17 protein-coding genes and 1 tRNA gene are annotated in these 23792 nt (G+C 35.4%); 15 read left to right on the top strand and 3 right to left on the bottom strand.

The features are described from left to right. The first annotated feature begins 17 nt into the window (after positions 1–17). Positions 18–88, top strand: a tRNA-Gln gene (locus ACOYLP_RS00790). 57 nt (positions 89–145) lie between these two features. Here ACOYLP_RS00790 and ACOYLP_RS00785 read toward each other — a convergent pair. After that, entirely contained in the window at positions 146–970 is an 825-nt protein-coding gene (locus ACOYLP_RS00785; protein WP_422854264.1) for a universal stress protein, read from the bottom strand. A 168-nt stretch (positions 971–1138) separates the two neighbouring features. On the opposite strand from ACOYLP_RS00785, the gene rimP reads away from it, so the two are divergent. The 3 genes from rimP to infB are packed head-to-tail and all read left to right on the top strand — an operon-like array spanning position 1139 to position 5674. Then, positions 1139–1606: a ribosome assembly cofactor RimP gene (gene rimP, locus ACOYLP_RS00780; RefSeq protein ID WP_422854273.1), complete on the top strand. Its 468-nt coding sequence runs from the start codon at positions 1139–1141 to the stop codon at positions 1604–1606. 7 nt (positions 1607–1613) lie between these two features. Continuing rightward, positions 1614–2855: a transcription termination factor NusA gene (gene nusA / locus ACOYLP_RS00775; protein ID WP_422854263.1), complete on the top strand. Its 1242-nt coding sequence runs from the start codon at positions 1614–1616 to the stop codon at positions 2853–2855. A 38-nt stretch (positions 2856–2893) separates the two neighbouring features. Next, the gene (infB, locus tag ACOYLP_RS00770) at positions 2894–5674 is read left to right on the top strand and encodes a translation initiation factor IF-2 (protein ID WP_422854262.1); all 2781 of its coding nucleotides are present in this window, start codon (positions 2894–2896) and stop codon (positions 5672–5674) included. Between the two features lie 56 nt (positions 5675–5730). Here infB and ACOYLP_RS00765 read toward each other — a convergent pair whose 3' ends face one another. Then, positions 5731–6120 (bottom strand): SPOR domain-containing protein, encoded by a 390-nt coding sequence (locus tag ACOYLP_RS00765; RefSeq protein WP_422854261.1) that lies wholly within the window; start codon positions 6118–6120, stop codon positions 5731–5733. Positions 6121–6338: 218 nt separating this feature from the next. On the opposite strand from ACOYLP_RS00765, the gene ACOYLP_RS00760 reads away from it, so the two are divergent. The 10 genes from ACOYLP_RS00760 (at position 6339) to queG (ending at position 19953) form a co-directional block, all read left to right on the top strand. Beyond that, positions 6339–7670: a c-type cytochrome gene (locus ACOYLP_RS00760; RefSeq protein WP_422854260.1), complete on the top strand. Its 1332-nt coding sequence runs from the start codon at positions 6339–6341 to the stop codon at positions 7668–7670. A 33-nt stretch (positions 7671–7703) separates the two neighbouring features. Next, complete coding sequence (locus ACOYLP_RS00755; protein WP_422854259.1) at positions 7704–10763, top strand: TAT-variant-translocated molybdopterin oxidoreductase; 3060 nt, start codon at positions 7704–7706, stop codon at positions 10761–10763. A 31-nt stretch (positions 10764–10794) separates the two neighbouring features. After that, on the top strand, positions 10795–12204 hold the full coding sequence (nrfD, locus tag ACOYLP_RS00750; RefSeq protein ID WP_422854258.1) for an NrfD/PsrC family molybdoenzyme membrane anchor subunit: 1410 nt from the start codon (positions 10795–10797) through the stop codon (positions 12202–12204). 8 nt (positions 12205–12212) lie between these two features. After that, a complete protein-coding gene (locus ACOYLP_RS00745) occupies positions 12213–12752 on the top strand; it encodes a DUF3341 domain-containing protein (RefSeq protein ID WP_422854257.1) in 540 nt (179 codons plus the stop codon). Positions 12753–12759: 7 nt separating this feature from the next. After that, positions 12760–13320 carry a c-type cytochrome gene (locus ACOYLP_RS00740; protein ID WP_422854256.1) on the top strand — a complete coding sequence of 187 codons (561 nt, stop codon included), beginning with the start codon at positions 12760–12762 and terminating at the stop codon, positions 13318–13320. Between the two features lie 27 nt (positions 13321–13347). Continuing rightward, entirely contained in the window at positions 13348–14808 is a 1461-nt protein-coding gene (locus ACOYLP_RS00735) for a quinol:cytochrome C oxidoreductase (RefSeq protein WP_422854255.1), read from the top strand. A gap of 19 nt (positions 14809–14827) precedes the next feature. After that, positions 14828–16012, top strand: coding sequence for a cytochrome c oxidase subunit II (locus ACOYLP_RS00730; RefSeq protein WP_422854254.1), 1185 nt, complete (start codon positions 14828–14830; stop codon positions 16010–16012). Positions 16013–16038: 26 nt separating this feature from the next. Further along, positions 16039–17835, top strand: a complete 1797-nt coding sequence (locus tag ACOYLP_RS00725; RefSeq protein WP_422854253.1) for a cytochrome c oxidase subunit I — start codon at positions 16039–16041, stop codon at positions 17833–17835. Between the two features lie 79 nt (positions 17836–17914). Continuing rightward, positions 17915–18937 carry a Holliday junction branch migration DNA helicase RuvB gene (gene ruvB / locus ACOYLP_RS00720; protein WP_422854252.1) on the top strand — a complete coding sequence of 341 codons (1023 nt, stop codon included), beginning with the start codon at positions 17915–17917 and terminating at the stop codon, positions 18935–18937. Between the two features lie 92 nt (positions 18938–19029). After that, entirely contained in the window at positions 19030–19953 is a 924-nt protein-coding gene (queG, locus tag ACOYLP_RS00715; RefSeq protein WP_422854251.1) for a tRNA epoxyqueuosine(34) reductase QueG, read from the top strand. Here the strand turns inward: queG and ACOYLP_RS00710 are convergent. Next, positions 19943–20962 (bottom strand): LacI family DNA-binding transcriptional regulator, encoded by a 1020-nt coding sequence (locus tag ACOYLP_RS00710; protein WP_422854250.1) that lies wholly within the window; start codon positions 20960–20962, stop codon positions 19943–19945. The two genes, queG and ACOYLP_RS00710, sit on opposite strands and share 11 nt — an antisense overlap. 157 nt (positions 20963–21119) lie before the next feature. Here ACOYLP_RS00710 and ACOYLP_RS00705 point away from each other — a divergent pair, with 157 nt between their 5' ends. Next, the gene (locus tag ACOYLP_RS00705; protein ID WP_422854249.1) at positions 21120–23747 is read left to right on the top strand and encodes a TonB-dependent receptor domain-containing protein; all 2628 of its coding nucleotides are present in this window, start codon (positions 21120–21122) and stop codon (positions 23745–23747) included. Positions 23748–23792 lie beyond the last annotated feature (45 nt).

Here is a 23792-nt window from a genome sequence, read left to right as displayed (position 1 = left end):
CCCGCATTAGCACTTATTGGTCTATGGTGTAATGGTAACACTACGGTTTTTGGTGCCGTCTTTCTAGGTTCGAGTCCTAGTAGACCAACAACAAAATTCCTCTCAATTGAGAGGAATTTTTGTTTTGTAGTTATATGATTAAAATCTATATTTTAAAAGTAATCACAGGTCGCAAGGCATGATTTACTAAATCTTCGCTGATACTTCCATTAAAAAAGTGTGAAAGCCCCCTTCTGCCATGGGTGCTCATTCCAATTAAATCGGCATCTACATGGTTTGCAAAATTTAATATCCCATTTTCTACATTGGTATCATTATAGATATGTGTAGAAAATTTGTTTATAGAATAATTTGAAACAAAATTAGACATAATCTCATTGGCAATATGGGTTGGTTTAAAACTGCTAGGAGTATTTATCATAACCAAATGAAGTTCAGCATTAAATTTATTTGCAAATTCAACTACTTTTTGAAATGGTTTTCTAACTTCTTCTGAAAAATCAGAAGCAAACACAAAATGGTCAACATTAAAAATTCCCTCATCTCTTTTCAAAACAAGCACTGGAATATCTGAAAAGCGAACCACTTTTTCTGCATTGGAACCAATGAACATTTCTTTAAATCCACTCGCGCCATGAGAACCCATTACAATTAAATCAACATCATTTTTTTTACTGATGTCCATAATGCCATTAAACGCTAATTCAAATTGAATTACTTGAGATACTTTTAAACCATCAAGACACTCATCATTCATCAAATCTTCCAATCTATTAATAGCCGCATTTTTGAAAAGCATAATTTCGGGAATGTCGTGGCCAATTCCTATGGCGTCTCCGGCTTGATGAGGTAATTCTAGCATATGAAGAAGAATAATTTCCCCGTCATTTTTTTTAGCAATTTGAGCTGCAACTTTTAATGCATAATAGGCATACTCTGAAAAGTCTGTAGGAACTAAGATTTTTTTCATAACATAAAAATTTTAATTTTGTATAGTAAATTTATTACATTAAAGATAATATTTTTTTTGATACAACAAGATTTTTTGATTTACAAAAAAAAACCTATATTTGCGCCGTTATTTACCATTAAAAATTAAATAATGAGGGAAGCATTGCTTCCCTCTTTTTATAAAACTATGGCATTTAGAGATAAAATTTTGGAATTATTAGAAGAAGGATTAAAGGAGAAACCTTCTTTGTTTCTTGTAGATTTAACCGTTACAGAAACATTCAAAGTAATCGTAACTTTAGATGGCGATAATGGTGTAAATTTGCAGGATTGTATCGATATAAGTCGTTCAATTGATAATAATTTAGACCGAGAAGAGCAAGATTATGCTTTGGAAGTAGCTTCGGCTGGAGTTTCTACACCATTAAAAATGGTGAGACAATATAGAAAAAATATTGGAAGAACATTAAAAGTTAAAACAGCTACAGAAACAATAGAAGCACTATTAGATCAGGTTTCAGATGAAAGTATTGTGCTTTCTTGGACAGCAAGAGAACCAAAAAAAATAGGAAAAGGGAAAGAAACAGTAGAACATAAACGCGAAATTCCTTATTCAAATATAAAAGAAGCAATTGTTACAATAATATTTAATTAAATTAGGCATGGAAAATATTGCATTAATCGAATCATTTTCAGAGTTTAAAGATGACAAACTCATTGATCGAGTAACGCTTATGGCGATTTTGGAAGATGTATTTAGAAACGCATTGAAAAAGAAATACGGTTCTGATGATAACTTTGATATCATTATCAATCCTGACAAAGGTGATATGGAGATTTGGAGAAATCGAGTAGTTGTTGCCGATGGTGAAGTTGAAGATGAAAATCAAGAAATTGAATTGTCTGAAGCTCAAAAAATCGAACCTGATTTTGAAGTTGGTGAAGATGTTTCAGAAGAAGTAAAATTAATAGATTTAGGAAGAAGAGCCATTTTGGCTTTGCGTCAAAACTTGATTTCTAAAATTCACGAACATGATAATAATAATCTTTACAAACAATTTAAAGATTTAATTGGCGAAATTTATACCGCGGAAGTACATCACGTTCGTCCAAGAGTTGTAATTTTGATTGATGATGAAGGAAATGAAATTGTGTTGCCAAAAGAAAAACAAATTCCATCTGACTTTTTCCGTAAAGGAGACAATGTTCGTGGAATAATTGAAAGCGTTGAATTGAAAGGAAATAAACCTCAAATAATTATGTCGAGAACGGCGGATAAATTCTTGGAAAAATTATTTGAGCAAGAAATTCCGGAAGTTTTTGATGGTTTAATTATGATTAAAAAAGTAGTTAGAATTCCAGGTGAAAAAGCAAAAGTAGCCGTTGATTCTTATGACGATAGAATTGACCCAGTTGGAGCATGCGTTGGTATGAAAGGTTCCAGAATTCACGGAATAGTTCGCGAATTAGGTAACGAAAATATTGACGTAATCAACTATACTACCAATTTGCAACTTTATATCACAAGAGCATTAAGCCCTGCAAAAGTATCCTCGCTTAAGATTGACGAAGAGAAAAAAAGAGCCGAAGTTTTCTTGAAATTGGAAGAAGTTTCAAAAGCTATTGGTCGAGGAGGACACAACATTAAATTGGCCGGACTTTTAACAGGTTACGAATTAGACGTAATTAGAGAAGGTGCTGCCATTGAAGAAGATGATGTTGAATTAACAGAGTTCTCAGACGAAATAGATGGATGGGTAATTGACGAATTTGCAAAAATCGGATTAGATACAGCAAGAAGTATTTTGAATCAAGATGTTGCTGATTTGGTGAGAAGAACTGATTTAGAAGAAGAAACAATTTTAGAAGTGATAAGAATATTGAAAGAAGAGTTTCAAGACTAATCTTTTAACGCAAAATTAGCTAACAATAATAAGATTTTATGTCTGAAGGAAATATTAGAATTAATAAAGTTTTAAGGGAATTGAATATTTCTTTGGAAAGAGCTGTGGATTATCTGAAGGATAAGGGAATTGTCATTGAAGCTAGTCCAAACACAAAAGTTTCCGATGATGTCTATTCTATTCTTTGTGGACAGTTTGCCGGTGACAAAGGAAACAAAGAAGCTTCAAAAGGTGTAAGTGAAGAAATACGAAAAGAAAAAGAAGCACTTCGTATTGAAAGAGAAAAAGAAATCGAGGACAAACGCAAGTTAGAAGAAGATCGTCAAAAACAACTTGAATTGATTAAAGCGAAGGCAACGGTAATTGCTCCAAAACAAGTTGGAAAAATTGATTTAGAGCCAAAAGCAACAGCCGCACAAATAGCAAAATCAGATCAAAAGTCTAAAACAGCTTCAGACTCTAGCGTAAGCGAACAGTCGAAACAAAAGAAAGAAGATGTAACGCCAAAAGTCGCCTCAAAAGAAGAAAAAATTGAAGCTCCGGTTGTTGAACAACCTTCAATCGATGAAACTTATACAACGCAATATCAAAATCTTTCTGGGCCAATATTAACCGGACAAAAAATAGATTTAGCCCAATTTAATAAACCAAAAAAGAAAAAAGAAGAGTTTAAAAAAGAAGCTGGTAAATCTGCGACATCAGAAACTGGAGCAAATGCAGCAGCAAATAATAATAACGCCAACAAGAATAAAAGAAAAAGAATTCCCGGCAAACCAGGTGAAACAGGTAAGCTCGTTATTGGTGGCGGAGGAGGAGGAAACGCTTTTGGACCTAACAAGCCAGGTGGAGCTAAACCAGGTGGAGGTGGATTCCAAAAAGGGAATCGTCCTGCTATAGTTCAAAAAGTGGAACCAACTGAAGAAGAAGTTAAGAATCAAATTAAAGAAACTTTAGAGCGTCTTCAAGGAAAAGGAAACAAATCTAAAGCGGCAAAATACAGAAGGGATAAGCGTGATTCTCATCGACAAAGAAGTGAAGATGAAATGCAGGCTCTTGAAGAAGGAAGCAAAACTATCAAGGTAACAGAATTCGTTACGGTTGGTGAAATTGCCACCATGATGGATGTGCCAATTACAAAAGTAATCGGAACTTGTATGTCACTTGGAATCATGGTTACCATGAATCAAAGATTGGATGCGGAAACACTATCAATTGTTGCAGATGAGTTTGGCTATGAAGTTGAATTTATTACTACTGACATAGAAGAAGCCTTAGAAGTAGTTGAAGACAGACCTGAAGATTTAGTTACGCGTGCGCCAATTGTAACCGTAATGGGTCACGTGGATCACGGTAAAACGTCATTATTGGATTATATCCGTAAAGAAAATGTAATAGCTGGGGAATCTGGAGGTATAACACAACATATCGGTGCATATGCCGTTACACTTGAAGGCGGTCAAAAAATCACCTTCCTTGATACACCAGGTCACGAAGCATTTACCGCTATGCGTGCTCGTGGAGCTCAGGTTACCGACATCGCTATAATTGTGGTTGCTGCGGATGATGACATAATGCCACAAACTAAAGAAGCTATCAGCCACGCCCAAGCCGCTAATGTTCCTATGATATTTGCGATTAATAAAATTGATAAACAAGGCGCTAATCCTGAAAAGATTAAGGAGAAATTAGCTGCTATGAATTTATTAGTAGAAGATTGGGGTGGAAAATACCAATCGCATGATATCTCTGCTAAAAAAGGAACAGGAGTAAAAGAATTATTAGAGAAAGTATTGCTTGAAGCTGAAATTTTAGACTTAAAAGCAAACCCAAATAAACTTGCTGTTGGAACAGTTGTGGAAGCACAATTAGACAAAGGAAGAGGCTACGTATCAACAATATTGGTACAATCCGGAACTTTAAAAGTGGGCGATTATGTATTGGCCGGAAAAAATCACGGAAAAGTAAAAGCCATGCACGACGAAAGAGGGCATAATGTTACTTCGGCCGGACCATCAACACCAATATCTATTTTAGGCTTGGATGGCGCATCAACTGCCGGAGATAAATTTAACGTATTTGAAGACGAAAGAGAAGCTAAACAAATTGCGACTAAACGTTTACAATTAATGCGTGAACAATCCGTTAGAACACAGCGTCATATTACTTTGGCGGAAATTGGTCGTCGTATTGCATTAGGTCAATTTAAAGAATTAAATATTATCCTTAAAGGAGACGTTGACGGTTCTGTAGAAGCACTTTCGAGTGAGTTTTCTAAATTGTCTACGGATGAAATACAAATCAATATTATCCATAAAGGTGTTGGAGCCATTACTGAAACTGATGTAATGTTGGCTTCAGCTTCTGATGCAATTATCATTGGATTTAATGTTCGCCCTGCCGGGAATGCTCGTCAGTTAGCACAAAAAGAAGAAATCGATATCAGAAGTTATTCTATTATTTACGACGCTATCAATGATTTGAAAGATGCAATGGAAGGAATGCTTTCTCCTGAAATGAAAGAAGAAATTACTGGTACAGCAGAAATCAGAGAAATTTTCAAAGTATCCAAAGTGGGAACTATTGCAGGTTGTATGGTTACCGATGGTAAAATCTTCAGAAATTCTAAAATCAGAATTATCCGTGAAGGCGTTGTTGTTTTTACAGGAGAATTAGCCACGCTGAAACGTTTTAAAGACGATGTAAAAGATGTTGCCAAAGGATATGATTGCGGTATGCAAATCAAGAATTACAACGATATTGAACAGCTTGACATCATCGAAGCTTTCCAAGAAGTGGAAGTGAAGAAAAAGATGAAATAATTACCAATGAAAATCCCGAGCAATCGGGATTTTTTGTTTAATGGTTTTTGCGGTTTTTATTTATTCGGCTTTATCAAAAACGCATTTGGATATTTTTTCTTTAAATCGTTGAGGTTTTTTTCAGCTTCAATTCGGGTTTTGAAATTTCCAACCCAAACTTTATAAAGTGGTGTACTGAAAACGATAGTGGCATCAATATTTTTGTTTTCTCTTTTAAAATCAAGCAACGTTTTTTTAGAATTTTCGCTGTCGCCATTATAAATCTGAATTTTATAACGATCATTTATGGTAATCGAACTATTAATTTTTCTTTTTTCGTTTAAGAGTTGCTCAAACTTTGGATCTTGACTCACACTTACTTTAGCCTCTTGACTATAGCTTTTTTGATGCAAAAATACCAGAGTTAGTGTTGCGAAAACTAATTTTATTTCTTTTAAAAAGGTCATAATTGTTTGATTTTTATGCAAATGTAAAACTTATAGAATTAAACCGCAGCTAAAACGTTATTTAGAATTAATATAAATTGATATTTAAGCTATATTTAACGTTTTGAGAATAGTTCATAAGTCGTATTTTTGTGCAAGTTTTTAATAAAACGTTGATTTTTTCATTGAAATTATTTCAGAAAAAACCGAGCCAACATAAGCCGATAATTACTTATTATATGAAAAAAGTGGGTAACCATAATTCGATTTCAAGGAGAATACTCTTCTGTTTAGCTTTTATGCTAACTTTATCCTTCACTTCATTTTCACAAGCAACTCAGCCAGCAGCAGCTACACCAGCCGCTGCAACAGCAACAGCTGCGGCCACTGGAGGCGATGCAGTAGCAGGAAAAGCATTGTTTAACGCTAATTGTGCAGCTTGTCACGCTTTAGACAAGAAAATGACCGGGCCTGCATTAAGAGGTGTAACCGCTCGTCACGCAAGAGATTGGTTTTATCCTTGGATTGCCAATAGCTCTGCTATGATAAAGTCAGGTGATCCGGATGCAGTTAAAATATTTAATGAATATAACAAGTCAGTAATGACTGCGTTTCCACAATTGTCGAAGCAAGATATAGATAATATTTTAGCGTATACAGATGAACCAAAACCTGAAGCGCCAAAAGGATTAACTCCTACAGCTGATGGTGGATTAAAAGCAGACAACAATGCTGGAATTTCAAATAACGTTGTTCTTGGCGCTTTATGTTTAGTGTTGTTGATGTTGGTAGTCATGTTGTTCTTTGTGAACAATGTACTAACTAAGGTTGCTAAAGCAAACGGTATCGAAGTTGCTGAAAAAGAAGTAAGATTGCCTATTTGGAAAGCATTTGCAAAAAACCAATTTTTGGTTTTAGTTTCTTCTATATTTTTATTATTAGCCAGTGGATATTTTGTATATGGTTATTTAATGCAAATAGGGGTTGATCAAGATTACGCGCCAATTCAACCAATTCATTATTCTCACAGAATTCATGCTGGAAGCAATGGTATCGATTGTAAATATTGCCACTCGGCGGCGCGTGTTAGTAAAAATGCTGGTATTCCCTCTTTGAATGTATGTATGAACTGCCACAAAAATATTTCTGAAGTATCTGACACTACAGCTACTCCAGAACATTCAAAAGCATTTTACGACGGGGAAATTAAAAAATTATACGCTGCTGTAGGTTGGGACGGGTCAAAATATACCGGAAAAACCAGTCCTGTCAAATGGGTTAGAATCCATAACTTACCTGATTTTGCTTACTTCAATCACTCTCAACACGTAACTGTTGCCGGAATTGAATGTCAAAAATGTCACGGACCTGTTCAAGAATATGAAATCCAAAAACAATTTGCTCCGTTAACTATGGGCTGGTGTATTAAATGTCACCGAGAGACCGATGTCAAAATGGAAGGAAATGCGTACTACACAAAAATTCACGAAGAACTTTCTAAACGATATGGCGTAGACAAATTGACTGCTGCGCAAATGGGAGGAACGGAATGTGGTAAATGCCACTATTAATAAAATAATTTAAGAAGCTAATATTTATATACGATGTCATCGAACAAAAAATACTGGAAAAGTGTTGAGGAACTAAACGAAAATAGTTCTATTGTTGAGACGCTTAGAAATAATGAATTTGTAGAAGAAATTCCAACGGACGAATTTTTATCAGACAAAGAAGCATTATCTTCTTCTTCAACTACTCGTCGTGATTTCTTGAAATACGTTGGATTTACAACTGCTGCTGCAACTTTAGCAGCTTGTGAAGGTCCGGTGCATAAATCAATTCCTTACGTTTTACAACCGGAACAAATCGTTCCAGGAGTTGCAGATTATTATGCAACCTCTATGTTTGATGGTTTTGATTTTGCTAATTTATTAGTAAAAACTCGTGAAGGGCGTCCAATCAAAATTGAAAATAATACTATTGCGGGAGCAAAGTTTGCTGCCAATGCAAGAGTTCATGCATCTGTGTTATCATTGTATGATAGCATGCGTTTGAAGAGAACGAAAGTGGCTCAAAAAGACGCAACTTGGCAGGAAGCTGATTTGAAAATAAAAGCAAGTTTAGCCGATGCAAAAGCAAAAGGCGGACAAATTGTTCTATTAACAAATACCTTAGCTAGTCCATCTACTGAAAAGTTAATAGCCGAATTTATTGCTAAAAATCCAACTGCAAAACACGTTGTTTATGATGCGGTTTCTGAATCGGCTGCATTAGATGCTTTCGAAACAGTTTTTGGAGAAAGAGCTCTGGTAGACTATGATTTTTCAAAAGCAAATACTATAGTTTCACTTGATGCTGACTTTTTAGGAGATTGGCAAGGTGGAAGTTTCGGTTCAGGATATGCCAAAGGTAGAATTCCTCAAGCAGGCAAAATGTCAAAACACTATCAGTTTGAAGCTAACATGACTTTGTCAGGAGCTGCTGCTGATAAGCGTGTTCCAATGACAATTGCTAATCAAAAACAAGCTTTAGTTAAAATATATAATATAATTACAGGTTCGGCGGTATCTACCAGAAAAGTAGATGGCGAGGATGTAATAATAAGAGCTGCACAACAATTAAAAGCTGCTGGATCAAAAGGACTTTTAGTTTCAGGTATTCAAGATAAAAATGCACAATTATTAGTTTTAGCTATCAATCAAGCTTTGGTTAGTGAAGCATTTTCAACTATCGGAACACGTCAAATTAGAAAAGGGTCTAACGAAAAAGTAGCTCAACTAGTTGCTGATATGAACGCAGGAAGTGTTCATACTTTAATTATGAGTGGCGTAAATCCAGTATATACTTTAGCGGATTCTGCTAAATTCGTTAGTGGATTGAAAAAAGTAAAATTATCAGCTGCCTTTTCTTTAAGAGAAGATGAAACAGCTTCAATCACAACTATAGCTGTTCCTGCGCCTCATTATTTAGAGTCATGGAACGATTTAATGTTGACAAAAGGAACGTATTCTTTAACGCAACCAACAATTCGTCCATTATTCAGCTCTAAACAATTCCAAGAAGGATTATTATCATGGATTGGAAATAGTGCAGATTATTACGATTACATAAAAGCAAATGCAGCTTCTTATACAAATGGTGCTTCATGGAACCAAACCCTTCACGATGGTGTTGCTGTTGGAACTTCTGCTGGAGCATCTGCAAGTTCAGCTGATTATGCTGGCGCTGCAAATGCATTAGCACAATCAAAACCTTCAAACGGATTTGAATTGGTATTGTATACCAAAACAGGTTTAGGTGATGGTCAACAAGCTAACAATCCATGGTTACAAGAGTTCCCGGATCCAATAACAAGAGTTGCTTGGGATAACTATGTTACGGTATCAAAAGCGGATGCAGATGCATTAAAATTAGATAATAATATCGTTGCTAATGGTGGTCTTAACGGAAGTTATGCAATACTTACAGTAAACGGAATAAAACTGGAAAATGTTCCGGTTATAGTTCAACCTGGACAAGCTAAAGGTACTTTAGGAATGGCTTTAGGCTATGGTAAAAAAGTTGGACTGAAAGAAGAAATGCAAGTTGGTCTTAATGCTTATGCATTCTACAGCGGCTTCAATAATTTACAGTCAGCTACTATCGTAGCAGCAAGTGGAGAACATGAGTTTGCTTGTGTACAGTCACAGAAAACGCTGATGGGTAGAGGTGATATTATTAAAGAAACCACACTGGAAATTTTTAATACCCAAGATGCAAAAGAATGGAATACTGTTCCTATGGTTTCTTTAGATCACAAGGAAGTCCCAGCGACTTCAGTAGATTTATGGGATTCATTTGATCGTTCAGTAGGCCACCATTTTAACCTTTCAATCGACTTAAACGCTTGTACCGGTTGTGGTGCTTGTGTTATTGCCTGTCATGCAGAAAATAATGTTCCAGTTGTTGGTAAATCAGAAATCAGAAGAAGTCGTGATATGCACTGGTTACGAATTGACAGATACTATTCATCTGAAGAAACATTTACTGAAGACAACGAGAAAAAAGAAAACTTTGATGGTTTATTTGGTAAAAAAGGATCATTAGGCGGATTTGGTGAAATGGAAAGTGCTGCGGATAATCCACAAGTAGCTTTCCAACCAGTAATGTGTCAACATTGTAATCACGCTCCTTGTGAAACGGTTTGTCCTGTGGCAGCAACTTCGCATGGTCGTCAAGGTCAAAACCAAATGGCTTATAACAGATGTGTTGGTACTCGTTATTGTGCAAACAACTGTCCTTACAAAGTTCGTCGTTTTAACTGGTTCTTATACAACGGTAATGACGAGTTTGACTTCCATATGAATGATGATTTAGGTCGTATGGTTATTAATCCAGATGTAAATGTTCGTTCTCGTGGAGTTATGGAAAAATGTTCTATGTGTATTCAAAAAACACAGTTGACTATATTAACAGCAAAACGCGAAGGAAGAGAAGTAGCCGTTAATGAATTCCAAACTGCTTGTTCGGCAGCTTGTTCAACAGGTGCAATGGTATTTGGTGATGTAAATAATAAAGAAGATCAAGTTGCAAAGCTAGCCGAAGATAAAAGAATGTACCATTTATTAGAAAGTGTTGGTACAAAACCAAATGTGTTTTATCACGTTAAAGTTAGAAATACGTAGTATAAAAATATTAATTAAGAAATAAAGGATTATGTCGTCTCATTACGAAGCACCCATTAGAAAACCATTAGTTATAGGTGATAAATCATATCACGATATAACTGTAGATATAGCTGCTCCAATTGAAGGAAGAGCTAACAAACAATGGTGGACTGTATTTAGTATTGCATTAATAGCTTTCCTTTGGGGAATTGGCTGTATTATTTATACAATTTCAACAGGTATTGGAACTTGGGGTTTAAATAAAACTGTTGGTTGGGCTTGGGATATTACTAACTTCGTTTGGTGGGTTGGTATTGGTCACGCCGGAACGCTTATCTCTGCCGTATTATTATTATTCCGTCAACGATGGAGAATGGCAATTAACCGATCTGCAGAAGCAATGACCATCTTTTCTGTAATTCAAGCGGCCATATTTCCGGTTATTCACATGGGTCGTCCATGGTTAGCCTATTGGGTATTACCAATTCCAAATCAATTCGGATCTCTTTGGGTAAACTTTAACTCTCCATTGCTTTGGGATGTATTTGCAATTTCAACCTATCTTTCTGTATCATTAGTTTTCTGGTGGACAGGATTACTGCCTGACTTTGCGATGCTAAGAGATAGAGCAGTTAAGCCATTTAGTAAAAGAATTTACTCTATATTAAGTTTTGGATGGAGTGGAAGAGCAAAAGATTGGCAACGTTTTGAAGAAGTGTCTTTGGTACTTGCAGGTTTAGCAACACCGCTTGTACTTTCGGTTCACACGATTGTAAGTATGGACTTTGCAACTTCTGTTGTACCAGGTTGGCATACTACCATTTTTCCACCATATTTTGTTGCCGGAGCCGTATTTTCAGGATTCGCAATGGTAAATACCTTGCTTATCATTATGAGAAAAGTATCAAATCTTGAAGATTATATCACCATTCAACATATCGAATTAATGAACATTGTAATTATGATTACAGGTTCTATCGTAGGTGTTGCCTATATTACTGAGTTATTTATTGCATGGTATTCAGGAGTTGAATTTGAACAATATGCATTCTTGAACAGAGCTACCGGTCCTTACTGGTGGGCATACTGGTCGATGATGACATGTAATGTTTTTTCTCCACAGTTTATGTGGTTCAAGAAACTAAGAACAAGTATTATGTTCTCTTTCATTATCTCGATTGTGGTAAACATCGGTATGTGGTTTGAGCGTTTCGTAATTATCGTTACTTCATTACACAGAGATTATCTTCCATCTTCATGGACGATGTTCCAACCAACGTTTGTTGATATTGGAATTTTCATCGGAACAATAGGTTTTTTCTTTGTATTATTCCTTTTATATGCAAGAACTTTCCCAGTGATTGCTCAGGCAGAGGTTAAAACAATCTTGAAATCATCAGGAGAAAATTATAAGAGACATAGAGAATTAGAAGGTCACAATCATTCAGATAAACATTAATAATTGCTATGAGTAGTAATAAAGTTATACACGCAATATACAATGATGATGATATCTTAATGGATGCTGTAAAGCAAACCAGAAAAGCACATCACCATATTGAAGAAGTCTTCACACCATTTCCGGTTCACGGTTTAGATAAAGCAATGGGACTTGAACCAACACGATTAGCTATTTGCGCCTTTATTTATGGCTGCATTGGATTAAGCGTTGCAGTAACCATGTTGAATTTTATCATGATTAAGGACTGGCCACAAGATATTGGCGGGAAACCAAGTTTTGCTTTCTATCAAAATATGCCGGCTTTTGTTCCTGTAATGTTCGAGATGACTGTATTCTTTGCAGCGCATTTAATGGTAATCACTTTTTATATGAGAAGCAGATTATGGCCATTCAAACAAGCTGAAAATCCTGATGTTAGAACAACAGACGATCATTTCTTAATGGGGGTTTCCGTTAAAGATAATGAAGCCGAATTGGTAGAGTTCCTGAAAAGTACAGGTGCAGTAGAAGTTAAAGTAGTTGAAGTTGAAAATGATAAGCATTAATATAGATATGAAAAGTTTACTTAAAATAGCATTTGTATTAGGTATCGTTGTTTCTTTTACGTCTTGTAAAGATAATTTGAAACCAAACTACCAATATATGCCCAATATGTACGAATCGGTAGCTTATGAAACCTATTCAGAGTCTGATGCTTTCAATTCGCCAACAGGTTTAAAAGGTAAAGAAGGTCAATTACCTGCAGAAGGTTCAATCAAAAGAGGTTTTGTACCATACGAAATTCCAAATACAACAGAGGGGTATGACTTCTCCAAAACAATTACAACTTCCCCGCTTGACGGTAAAGAGGTTGATATGAAAAAAGCAGAAGAATTATTTGGTATTTATTGTGCTATTTGTCATGGAGAAACTGGAAACGGAATGGGTAAATTAGTGAAACAGGAAAAACTTCTTGGTGTGCCAAGTTATAAAGACAGACAGGTTACTATAGGAAGTATTTTCCATGTTCAAACGTACGGATTAAATTCAATGGGTTCTTATGCGAATCAATTGAGTCAACAAGAACGTTGGATGATTGCTGCTTATGTTCTTGAACTTAAAAGCAAATTATAATTGTAAAACAAACTGATCGTTATAGATATGTATACCTTTTCAAGTAAATTAAAAACCTTTTCTTTTGTACTGATGATTATTGGAATCCTTGGTATTGGATATGGTTTTTTAACTGCACCAAAAACCATTCAGGATGTTGAGACAATTCTGAAAGAAGAAGAAGCTCACCATGAAGGCGGACATGAAGCAGCATCAACTCATGAAGCAGCATCAACTGAACATTCACCTGCGGTTACTCACGAAGAAGCTGTTGCCGAAACCGCTCATGACACAATTACTAAAGATACAGTAACAGTTGTAACAGTTGCTGAACTCTCTCATGCAGAACATGTTGAAAATAATGCTGAAGCACATGCTGATGAGCATGCAGAACATGCAGAACACGTTTTTCATCAATTACAAAACAAACCATGGGCAGCATTATATGTTGCGTCTATCTTTTTCCTTTTGATCACTATGGGTGTTTTAGCATTCTATGCTATTCAACAAGTAGCACAAGCAGGGTGGTCACCAGTATTATTTAGAGTAATGCAGGGAATTACGGCTTATTTACCGATAATATCTGTTGTCTTCTTTGTTGTTTTATTGTTATCAGGGTTCCATATTAACCATCTATTTGTATGGATGAAAGAAGGTGTCACTGACCCAAATAGTCCAAATTATGATGAAATAATTGCTGGCAAATCTGGTTATTTAAATTTTGCTTTTTGGATTTCAAGAGCGGCTATATTCTTATTAGGTTGGAATGTTTACCGTTATTTATCTAGAAAAAATTGTTTGGCTCAAGACGAATCTAATGATGATCTTTTCTACAAAAAGAACTTCAAAATGTCAGCTGCATTTTTAGTATTCTTCATTGTTTCTGAATCTATCATGGCTTGGGATTGGATAATGTCTTTAGACCCACACTGGTTCAGTACTCTTTTTGGATGGTATGTTTTTGCCAGCTTCTTTGTAAGTGGGATCACTGTGATTCAAATGGTAACTATTTATTTAAAATCTAAAGGATATTTAGAGAATGTAAATTCTAGCCATATTCATGATTTATCAAAATTTATGTTCGGAATCAGCGTTTTCTGGACCTATTTATGGTTTTCACAATTCATGTTGATTTGGTACGCTAATATTCCTGAAGAAGTAACATATTTCAAAACAAGAATTGAATTATATAACTTACCTTTCTTTGGGGCTTTCGTCATGAATTTTATTTTTCCTATTTTACTTTTAATAAATTCCGATTTCAAACGTATTTATTGGATAGTTGTTATGGGTGGAATCATTATCCTAGCTGGTCATTATATTGATTTCTTCAATATGATTATGCCAGCAACAGTTGGTGATCGATGGTTTATCGGAATACCTGAAATAGCATCACTATTATTTTTCTTTGGATTGTTCATTTTTGTAGTATTCAGCGCTTTAACAAAAGCACCGTTAGTTCCAAAACGAAATCCTTTCATCGAAGAAAGCAAACATTTTCATTATTAATATTTAAAGTAAATTACAAATGACAACTCTTTTGGTACTTATAGTTGTAGTTTTATTGGCAGTTGCCTTGTGGCAGTTAACAAAAATATTCGACTTAACACAAGTGGGTGTAACTGTTAACGATTCTCAAGTTGCAAATGATAATGATAATAAAGTTAACGGTTACTTGATGTTTGGTTTTCTTGTTTTCATCTACCTGACAACAATCTGGTGTCTTGCGTATTATGGAAAGTTTCCTTTAATTGGTGATTCAGCTTCAGAACACGGGCCAGAATTAGATAATCTTATGATGATTACTATGACTCTTATATTCTTTGTGCAAACTATAACTCAAGCTTTATTGCATTATTTTGCGTTTAAATACAGAGGAAGACAAGGTCAAAAAGCGCTTTATTTTGCTGACAGTAATAAATTAGAATTTATTTGGAGTATTATACCAGCTATTGTATTGGCAGTATTAATTCTTTACGGATTGTATGCGTGGACAAATATTATGTTTGTCGATGAAAAAGATGAGAAAGATGCTATTGTTATTGAACTTTATGCACAACAATTTAACTGGGAAGCAAGATATTCAGGTGCGGATGGCGTTTTAGGTAAAGCAAATGTCAGATATATTGAAGGAGTAAATAACCTTGGAATAGACCTATCGGACCCGAATTCTCAAGATGATTTTGCATCAAAAGAATTACATATCCCAAAAGGTACAAGAATTATTTTCAAAATGCGTTCACAAGATGTATTACACTCTGCTTACATGCCACACTTTAGGGCACAGATGAATTGTGTTCCTGGTATGGTTACAAGTTTTTCATTTATACCATCAGTAACAACTGCCGAAATGAGAGAAAAACCAGCAATGATAGAAAAGGTTGCAAACATCAATAATATCAGAGCAAAGAAAAGCGCAGATTTAGTTGCTAAAGGCGAACCTGCACTTGATCCTTATACTTTTGATTTTTTATTGTTGTGTAATAAAATTTGTGGTGCTTCTCACTATAATATGCAAATGAAAATTATTGTTGATACACCTGAAGAATACAAAGCGTGGTTAAAAGAAAATGCTCCTAAAACAATAGTTCAGGCTGTGAAAACTGCAGCCGAAGAGGCTAAAGCTTCTGAGGCAGCATCAAAACAAACAAAAGATTCAATTAGTGCACCAAGCAATGATACTACCGTAGTTGCTAAAGCAGAAATGAAATAATTTATAAAATTTAAAGTTTACCTATTATGTCAGCAGAAGCTCACAATCACGAAGAAAGTCACGATCACGAACACCACCATAAAGACACTTTCATTACTAAATATATATTTAGTATTGACCACAAAATGATTGCTAAACAGTATTTAATTACTGGTATCATCATGGGTGTTATTGGTGTTGGAATGTCAATACTTTTCAGAATGCAATTAGCATGGCCGGAAGAGTCTTTCAAAATATTTAGTTTTTTCTTAGGTGAAAAAATGGCTCCAGGTGGTGTTATGTCTAATGAAACCTATCTTTCGTTAATTACAATACATGGAACTATTATGGTTTTCTTTGTATTAACAGCTGCTTTGAGTGGTACTTTTAGTAATCTTTTAATTCCGCTTCAAATTGGAGCTAGGGATATGGCATCTGGGTTATTAAATATGATTTCTTATTGGTTGTTTTTCCTTTCAAGTGTTGTAATGGTTTCTTCTTTGTTTGTTGAATCTGGACCGGCATCTGCAGGTTGGACAATATATCCACCATTGAGTGCATTACCGCAAGCAATATCAGGTTCGGGAACCGGAATGACTTTATGGTTAGTTTCTATGGCAATATTTATTGCAGCCTCCTTATTAGGTTCTTTGAATTACATTGTAACTGTAATCAACTTGAGAACAAAAGGGATGTCTTTTACAAGATTACCTCTAACAATTTGGGCTTTCTTTATAACAGCTGTTATTGGTGTAATTTCATTCCCAGTATTATTGTCTGCAGCCCTAATGTTAATTATGGACAGAAGTTTCGGAACTTCTTTCTTCTTGTCTGACATTTATATAGCTGGTGAAGTTTTACATTATCAAGGAGGTTCTCCGGTATTGTTCGAACACTTATTCTGGTTCTTAGGACATCCTGAAGTTTATATCATATTACTACCTGCACTAGGTATTACATCAGAAGTAATTGCTACAAATTCTCGTAAACCTATCTTTGGTTACAGAGCTATGGTTATGTCAATTATTGCTATTGCTTTCCTATCAACTATCGTTTGGGGTCACCACATGTTTATATCAGGTATGAATCCTTTCTTAGGTTCGGTGTTTACATTTACAACATTATTGATTGCGATTCCTTCAGCCGTAAAAGCATTCAACTACATTACTACATTGTGGAAAGGTAATTTGCAATTAAATCCTGCGATGTTATTCTCTATCGGATTGGTTTCTACTTTTATCACTGGAGGTTTAACAGGAATCATTTTGGGAGATAGTACATTAGATATTAATGTTCACGACACTTATTTCGTAGTTGCTCACTTCCACTTAGTAATGGGTATCTCTGCGCTTTACGGGATGTTTGCAGGAATCTATCATTGGTTTCCAAAAATGTTCGGTAGAATGTTAAACAAAAATTTAGGCTATATTCACTTTTGGGTAACAGCGGTTTGTGCTTACGGTGTATTTTTCCCAATGCACTTTATCGGAATGGCAGGTTTACCTAGAAGATATTATACTAATACAAACTTCCCATTATTCGACGATTTACAAAATGTGAATGTTATTATTACAATGTTTGCATTAGTAGGTGGAGCTTTCCAATTAGTTTTCTTGTGGAATTTCTTTACTAGTATTTTCTACGGTAAGAAAACGACACAAAACCCATGGAAATCGAATACATTAGAATGGACAGCGCCTATTAAACATATACACGGAAACTGGGAAGGTGAAATCCCTCACGTACACAGATGGCCATATGATTATAGCAAACCTGGACATGATGATGATTTTGTTCCGCAAAATGTGCCTATGAAAGAAGGCGAAGAACAACTGCACCATTAATTCAATCAAAAAATATAAAAATGCCTTTCCTATCGAAAGGCATTTTTATTTGCATACAACTTTGTTATATATTTGTAATATGAACGAAAATCTTGACCCAACCAACTCCAATTATAATCCCGAAGAACTTGACGTTGAAAAAAAGTTAAGGCCATTATCTTTTGATGATTTTACTGGACAGGAACAAGTATTGGATAATCTGAAAGTGTTTGTGGAAGCTGCTAATCAAAGAAGTGAAGCACTCGATCATACATTGTTTCACGGTCCACCCGGATTAGGGAAAACGACATTGGCAAATATTTTAGCTAATGAATTAGGCGTTGGAATCAAAATTACATCCGGACCTGTTTTAGACAAACCCGGAGATTTAGCAGGATTACTTACCAATCTTGAAGAAAGAGATGTTTTGTTTATTGATGAAATACATCGTTTAAGTCCGGTTGTGGAAGAGTATTTATATTCCGCCATGGAAGACTTTAAAATTGATATCATGATTGAGTCTGGCCCAAATGCCAGAACTGTTCAAATCAATTTAAATCCGTTTACACTTGTAGGGGCAACAACGCGTTCAGGTTTATTAACAGCACCAATGCGTGCTCGTTTCGGAATCCAAAGCCGTTTGCAATATTATAATACCGAACTTTTAACCACCATTGTCCAACGCAGTTCAAGTATTTTAAAAATGCCAATTACAATGGAAGCAGCAATAGAAATTGCAGGAAGAAGTAGAGGAACACCTCGTATTGCTAATGCATTGTTACGTCGAGTTCGCGATTTCGCCCAAATAAAAGGAAATGGAAATATAGATATCGAAATTGCTCGATTTTCTCTTAAGGCTTTGCATGTAGATGCTCATGGTTTAGATGAAATGGATAATAAAATTTTGATCACTATTATTGATAAATTCAAAGGTGGACCAGTTGGATTGTCAACTTTGGCAACCGCCGTTTCCGAAAGTAGCGAAACCATTGAAGAAGTATACGAACCTTTTTTAATTCAGGAAGGTTTTATAATCAGAACACCTAGAGGAAGAGAAGTTACCGAAAAAGCATACAAACACTTAGGAAAAATTAAAACTAATATTCAGGGAGGATTATTTTAATTTCTCAACCATTAAGTGAATTAAGAAAATTAAGTTTGAATTATCTTCATAAAACTTAATGCCTTAATGGTTTAATTTTTTTAAATCATTAATTGTTTAATAACAAAGAAAAATACTCGCAACTCATCAAAGCCGAATCAAAACGCCTCGGTTTTTTGTCATGTGGAATTTCAAAAGCAGGTTTTTTGGAAAAGGAAGCACCGCGATTGGAAAATTGGTTAAACAAAAACCATCATGGCGAAATGAAATATATGGAAAATCATTTCGATAAACGTTTGAATCCGACTTTGTTGGTTGATGATGCCAAAAGCGTGATTTCACTTTTGTTGAATTATTATCCATCTGAAATACAAAACCCCGATAGTTATAAGATTTCAAAATACGCCTATGGACAGGATTATCATTTTGTTATCAAAGAAAAATTACAGGAATTATTGCAAACCATTCAAACTGAAATTGGAGAGGTTTCCGGGCGCGCTTTTGTTGATTCGGCACCGGTATTAGATAAAGCGTGGGCAGCCAAAAGTGGATTGGGATGGATTGGCAAAAACAGCAATCTATTGACCCAACAAGTAGGTTCTTTTTATTTTATTGCTGAATTAATCGTTGACTTAGATTTAGAATATGATTATGCAACTACTGATCATTGTGGTACTTGCACAGCTTGTATTGATGCCTGCCCAACAGAAGCCATTGTGTCGCCTTATGTGGTTGATGGCAGCAAATGCATTTCCTATTTCACCATTGAACTCAAAGAAAATATTCCCAATGAAATGAAAGGAAAAATGGATGATTGGATTTTTGGTTGCGATGTTTGCCAAGATGTTTGTCCGTGGAATAAATTTTCAAAACCGCATAGCGAACCGTTATTTTCGCCTTATCCAGAATTACTTTCTTACACTAAAAAAGATTGGGAAGAAATCACCGAAGAAACATTTGCTAAAGTTTTTCCTAACTCGCCATTAAAACGAAGCAAATTAGACGGGTTGAAAAGAAATATTACTTTTATAAAGTAGACTCTCTTTCAATAATATCAGTCTCTAACTCAATTGTTTTTGGTTTAAAAGGCAATAATTCTTTTTTAATATTTATCTCTTCCAATAATAATTTGAAAGATTGAACGCCCATTTCAAAACTTGGTTGGTCCACAGTACTCAATTTAGGAGTAATTACTTGCGACATAAACCAGTTACTAAAACCGATAACTTTAACTTGATTAGGAATTTTGATACAAACCTCGTTGAAATGTGCCAAAACACCAACGGCCACTAAATCAGTGATGACAAAAATACCGTCAACATCCGGATGTTCTATAGCTATTTGTTTGGCAAATTCTAGCCCTTCTTCAAATGTTACATTTTTACAAGTGTAAACCAGTTTTGTGTCGAAGGGAATATTGTTTTTTTCCAAAGCCTTTTTATAGCCTAAAAAGCGGTCGATTGCATTTTGAGGATTCACTGGTCCGCGAATGTGTGCAATCTTTCGACAACCTTTTTGAATCAAATGTTCTACGGCATTGAAGGCTGCTTTTTGATCGTTAATAATAACTTTCGAACACGGAATCAATTTGGAGATTTTGTCAAACATCACAAAAGGAACTTCTTTGCGTAGTATTTCTTTAATATGCTCATCATCATTTGATTCGTTAGACAGTGACATGATAATGCCATCTACTCTTTTATTCATCAATAGTTCGACTTGCTTTTTTTCCAATTCTAAAGATTCATTGGATTGGAGTATAATGACCAAATAACCATTTTTCTCCGCCTCATCAATAATACCGTTAATGACATTAGAGAAAAAATGATGCACCACTTCGGGAATAATCAATCCGATAGTTCGTGATTCTTTGGTTCTAAGGTTAACCGCAAAACTATTTGGGGTATAACTTAATGATTCGGCCAACTCTAAAACAGCCTTGCGAGTCTTCGGACTTACATCAGGATAGTTTTTTAATGCTTTAGATACCGTAGTGATAGAGATTCCTAGAGTTTCAGCGATTTGTTTTAAAGTAATATCTCTCATTTAACAAATATCATAAAAAAAATTTAATCTTGTACCGAAAACGTTTTCGATATTTTCGAAAACGTTTTCGATTATGATTTTCTAATTTTTTGTGAATTAAAAATATAATTTCGAAAAATAAACTAACAATAATTACTAATCAAACAAATTACAAAAGATGAAAAAAAGTACTTTATTTTTGAAAAGGATGTTGCTTTTTATAGCTTTAATGCTGTGCAATCTCTCTTTTTCACAAAGCAGTAGCTTATCAGGAAAAGTTACCGATACTAAAGGAGAAGCTGTAGTAGGCGCCAACGTAGTATTGAGTGGCACTTCTAAATCTACCTCTACCAATGCTGATGGAGTTTATACCTTCTCAGGATTAGCTGACGGTTCTGTTACCGTTACCGTTTCTTATATCGGTTTAGCGACTGAAAAGAAAACAGCTAACGTAAGTGGAAACAGCACTTTGGATTTTCAACTACAAGATGATTCTAAAGTATTAGAAGAAGTAGTGGTAACTGGTGTGGTTAATCCAAGAGCCAAAATTAAATCAAGCGTTTCCATCACTACTTTAGATGTTAAACAAGTAGAACAATCGGCACCAAGATCTACAGCCGAAATCTTCAGAACTATTCCAGGTATTCGCTCTGAATCTTCAGGTGGAGAAGGAAATGCCAACATCTCTGTTCGTGGGGTGCCAATCTCTTCAGGAGGTTCTAAGTATTTACAAATTCAAGAAGATGGTTTACCGGTATTGTTATTCGGTGATATCGCTTTCGCAACTTCTGATATCTTCACAAGATTTGATAGAAATATAGCCAAAATTGAAGCCATTCGTGGAGGTTCTGCTTCTACCTTGTCATCAAATTCACCAGGAGGTATCATCAACTTTATCAGCAAAACAGGTAAAACGGAAGGCGGAAGTATGGTAACCAGTTTTGGTTTAGATTATAGTGATTTCAGAACAGATTTAGAATATGGCGCGCGCATTGGAGACGGTTTATATTTCCACGCCGGTGGTTTCTACAGAACTGGTGAAGGAGTTAGAAGCCCAGGTTTTACAGCCAATAATGGTGGACAATTCAAAATGAACCTTACCAAAGAATTCGAAAAGGGTTCAGTAACAGTTTATGCTAAATTCTTAAACGACAGAGCTGCGGCTTATATGCCAATGCCTATCAAAGTCACCGGAAGTAATTCTAACCCAACTTGGGAAAGTATCAGCGGTTATGATGCTACTTCAGGCACGCAACAATCCCCATATCTAATGCACAATGTAGGTTTAGACGGTAACGGAAACGTAAGAAGAGGGAATGTGGCCGATGGTATGCACCCGGTTTCTAAAACCATTGGAGCTTCAGTTAACTTCGAATTAGCAGAAGGTTGGAAAGTAACCAATAATGGTCGTTTCTCTTCTAACAGCGGACAATTTATCACACCATTCCCTGCCGAAGTTGCTTCTGCTGCTACAATTGCTAATTCATTTGGAACAGGTTCTACATTGACTTATGCCAATGATGGAACTGCTTTTAACACCCCGAACGGTTTAGTTTCAAGAATTCATATGTTTGATGTTGAATTGAATAACTTCAACAACTTCATGAACGATTTAAGAATTACTAAGAAATTTGATAAAGTTGGTGTAACTGCAGGTTATTTCAAATCGATTCAAAATATCTCAATGTCATGGTTATGGAATTCGTATTTACAAGAAGTATCGGATAACAATCCAAGATTAATCAATGTAACTGACGCTGGTGGAAATTTACTTTCTACTAATGGATTATACGCTTACGGTGTTCCGTATTGGGGTAACTGTTGTACTAGAAACTATGACACACAATACAATGTTTCAGCACCATATGCTAACGTGTCTTTTGATGCTACAGATAAATTGTCTTTAGAAGGAGGAATCCGTTTTGATATGGGACAAGTGAATGGTTCTTTTGCAGGTTCGTCTCAAACAACTTATGACATCAATAATGATAACATAATTTCAGCACCTGAAACCAGCGTGTCTGCTATCAATACTGCTAATACTACAGCGGTTGATTATGATTACGATTATGTGTCTTATTCAATAGGGGCTAACTATTTGTTAGACGAACGACAATCAGTATTCGCACGTTACAGCAAAGGTGCTTCAGCCAAAGCAGATAGAATTTTATTCTCAGGGTTAGATTACCTTGACGGAGATAAAATCAACTCTTTAGATTATTTAGCGCAAGCGGAATTAGGATACAAAAGAAAATTCGACAAAGGATATGTTTACGCTACTTTCTTTACGTCAACAACAACTGAAGAAGGCGGATTTGAAGCCACTTCTAATAGTATTATCGAAAACGATTACCGTTCAATGGGTCTTGAATTAGAGTCATCTTATAATGTAAACAATCATTTGAACTTACGCGGTGGATTTACCTATACTAAAGCCGAAGTTACTTCGGGTGCTAATGATGGTAACGAGCCAAGAAGACAACCAAAAATGATGTACAACTTTATCCCAACTTACAAATTCGGAAAAGCCAATAATACACTTGGATTAAGCTTCATTGGTCAAACCAAAGCCTATGCACAAGATAACAACGAATTGGTGATGAATGGATTTGTAATCGTAAACGGTTTCGTAGAAGTGGGCATCACTAAAGGATTATCTTTAAACATAGCTGGAAATAACTTACTGAATACTTTGGCCATCACTGAAGCTGAAGAAGGAAGTATCACAGCCAATACCACTAATATTGTTAGAGCAAGACCTTTACCAGGAAGATCACTTTCTATGGCATTGTCTTACAAGTTCTAAGCAACCTATTTCATGTTTAATATGAGTAATTCCTATACCATAGTT

The organism is Flavobacterium sp., assembly GCF_049318325.1.
Taxonomy (GTDB): domain Bacteria; phylum Bacteroidota; class Bacteroidia; order Flavobacteriales; family Flavobacteriaceae; genus Flavobacterium.
This window is presented reverse-complemented; position numbering and strand designations above follow the sequence as displayed.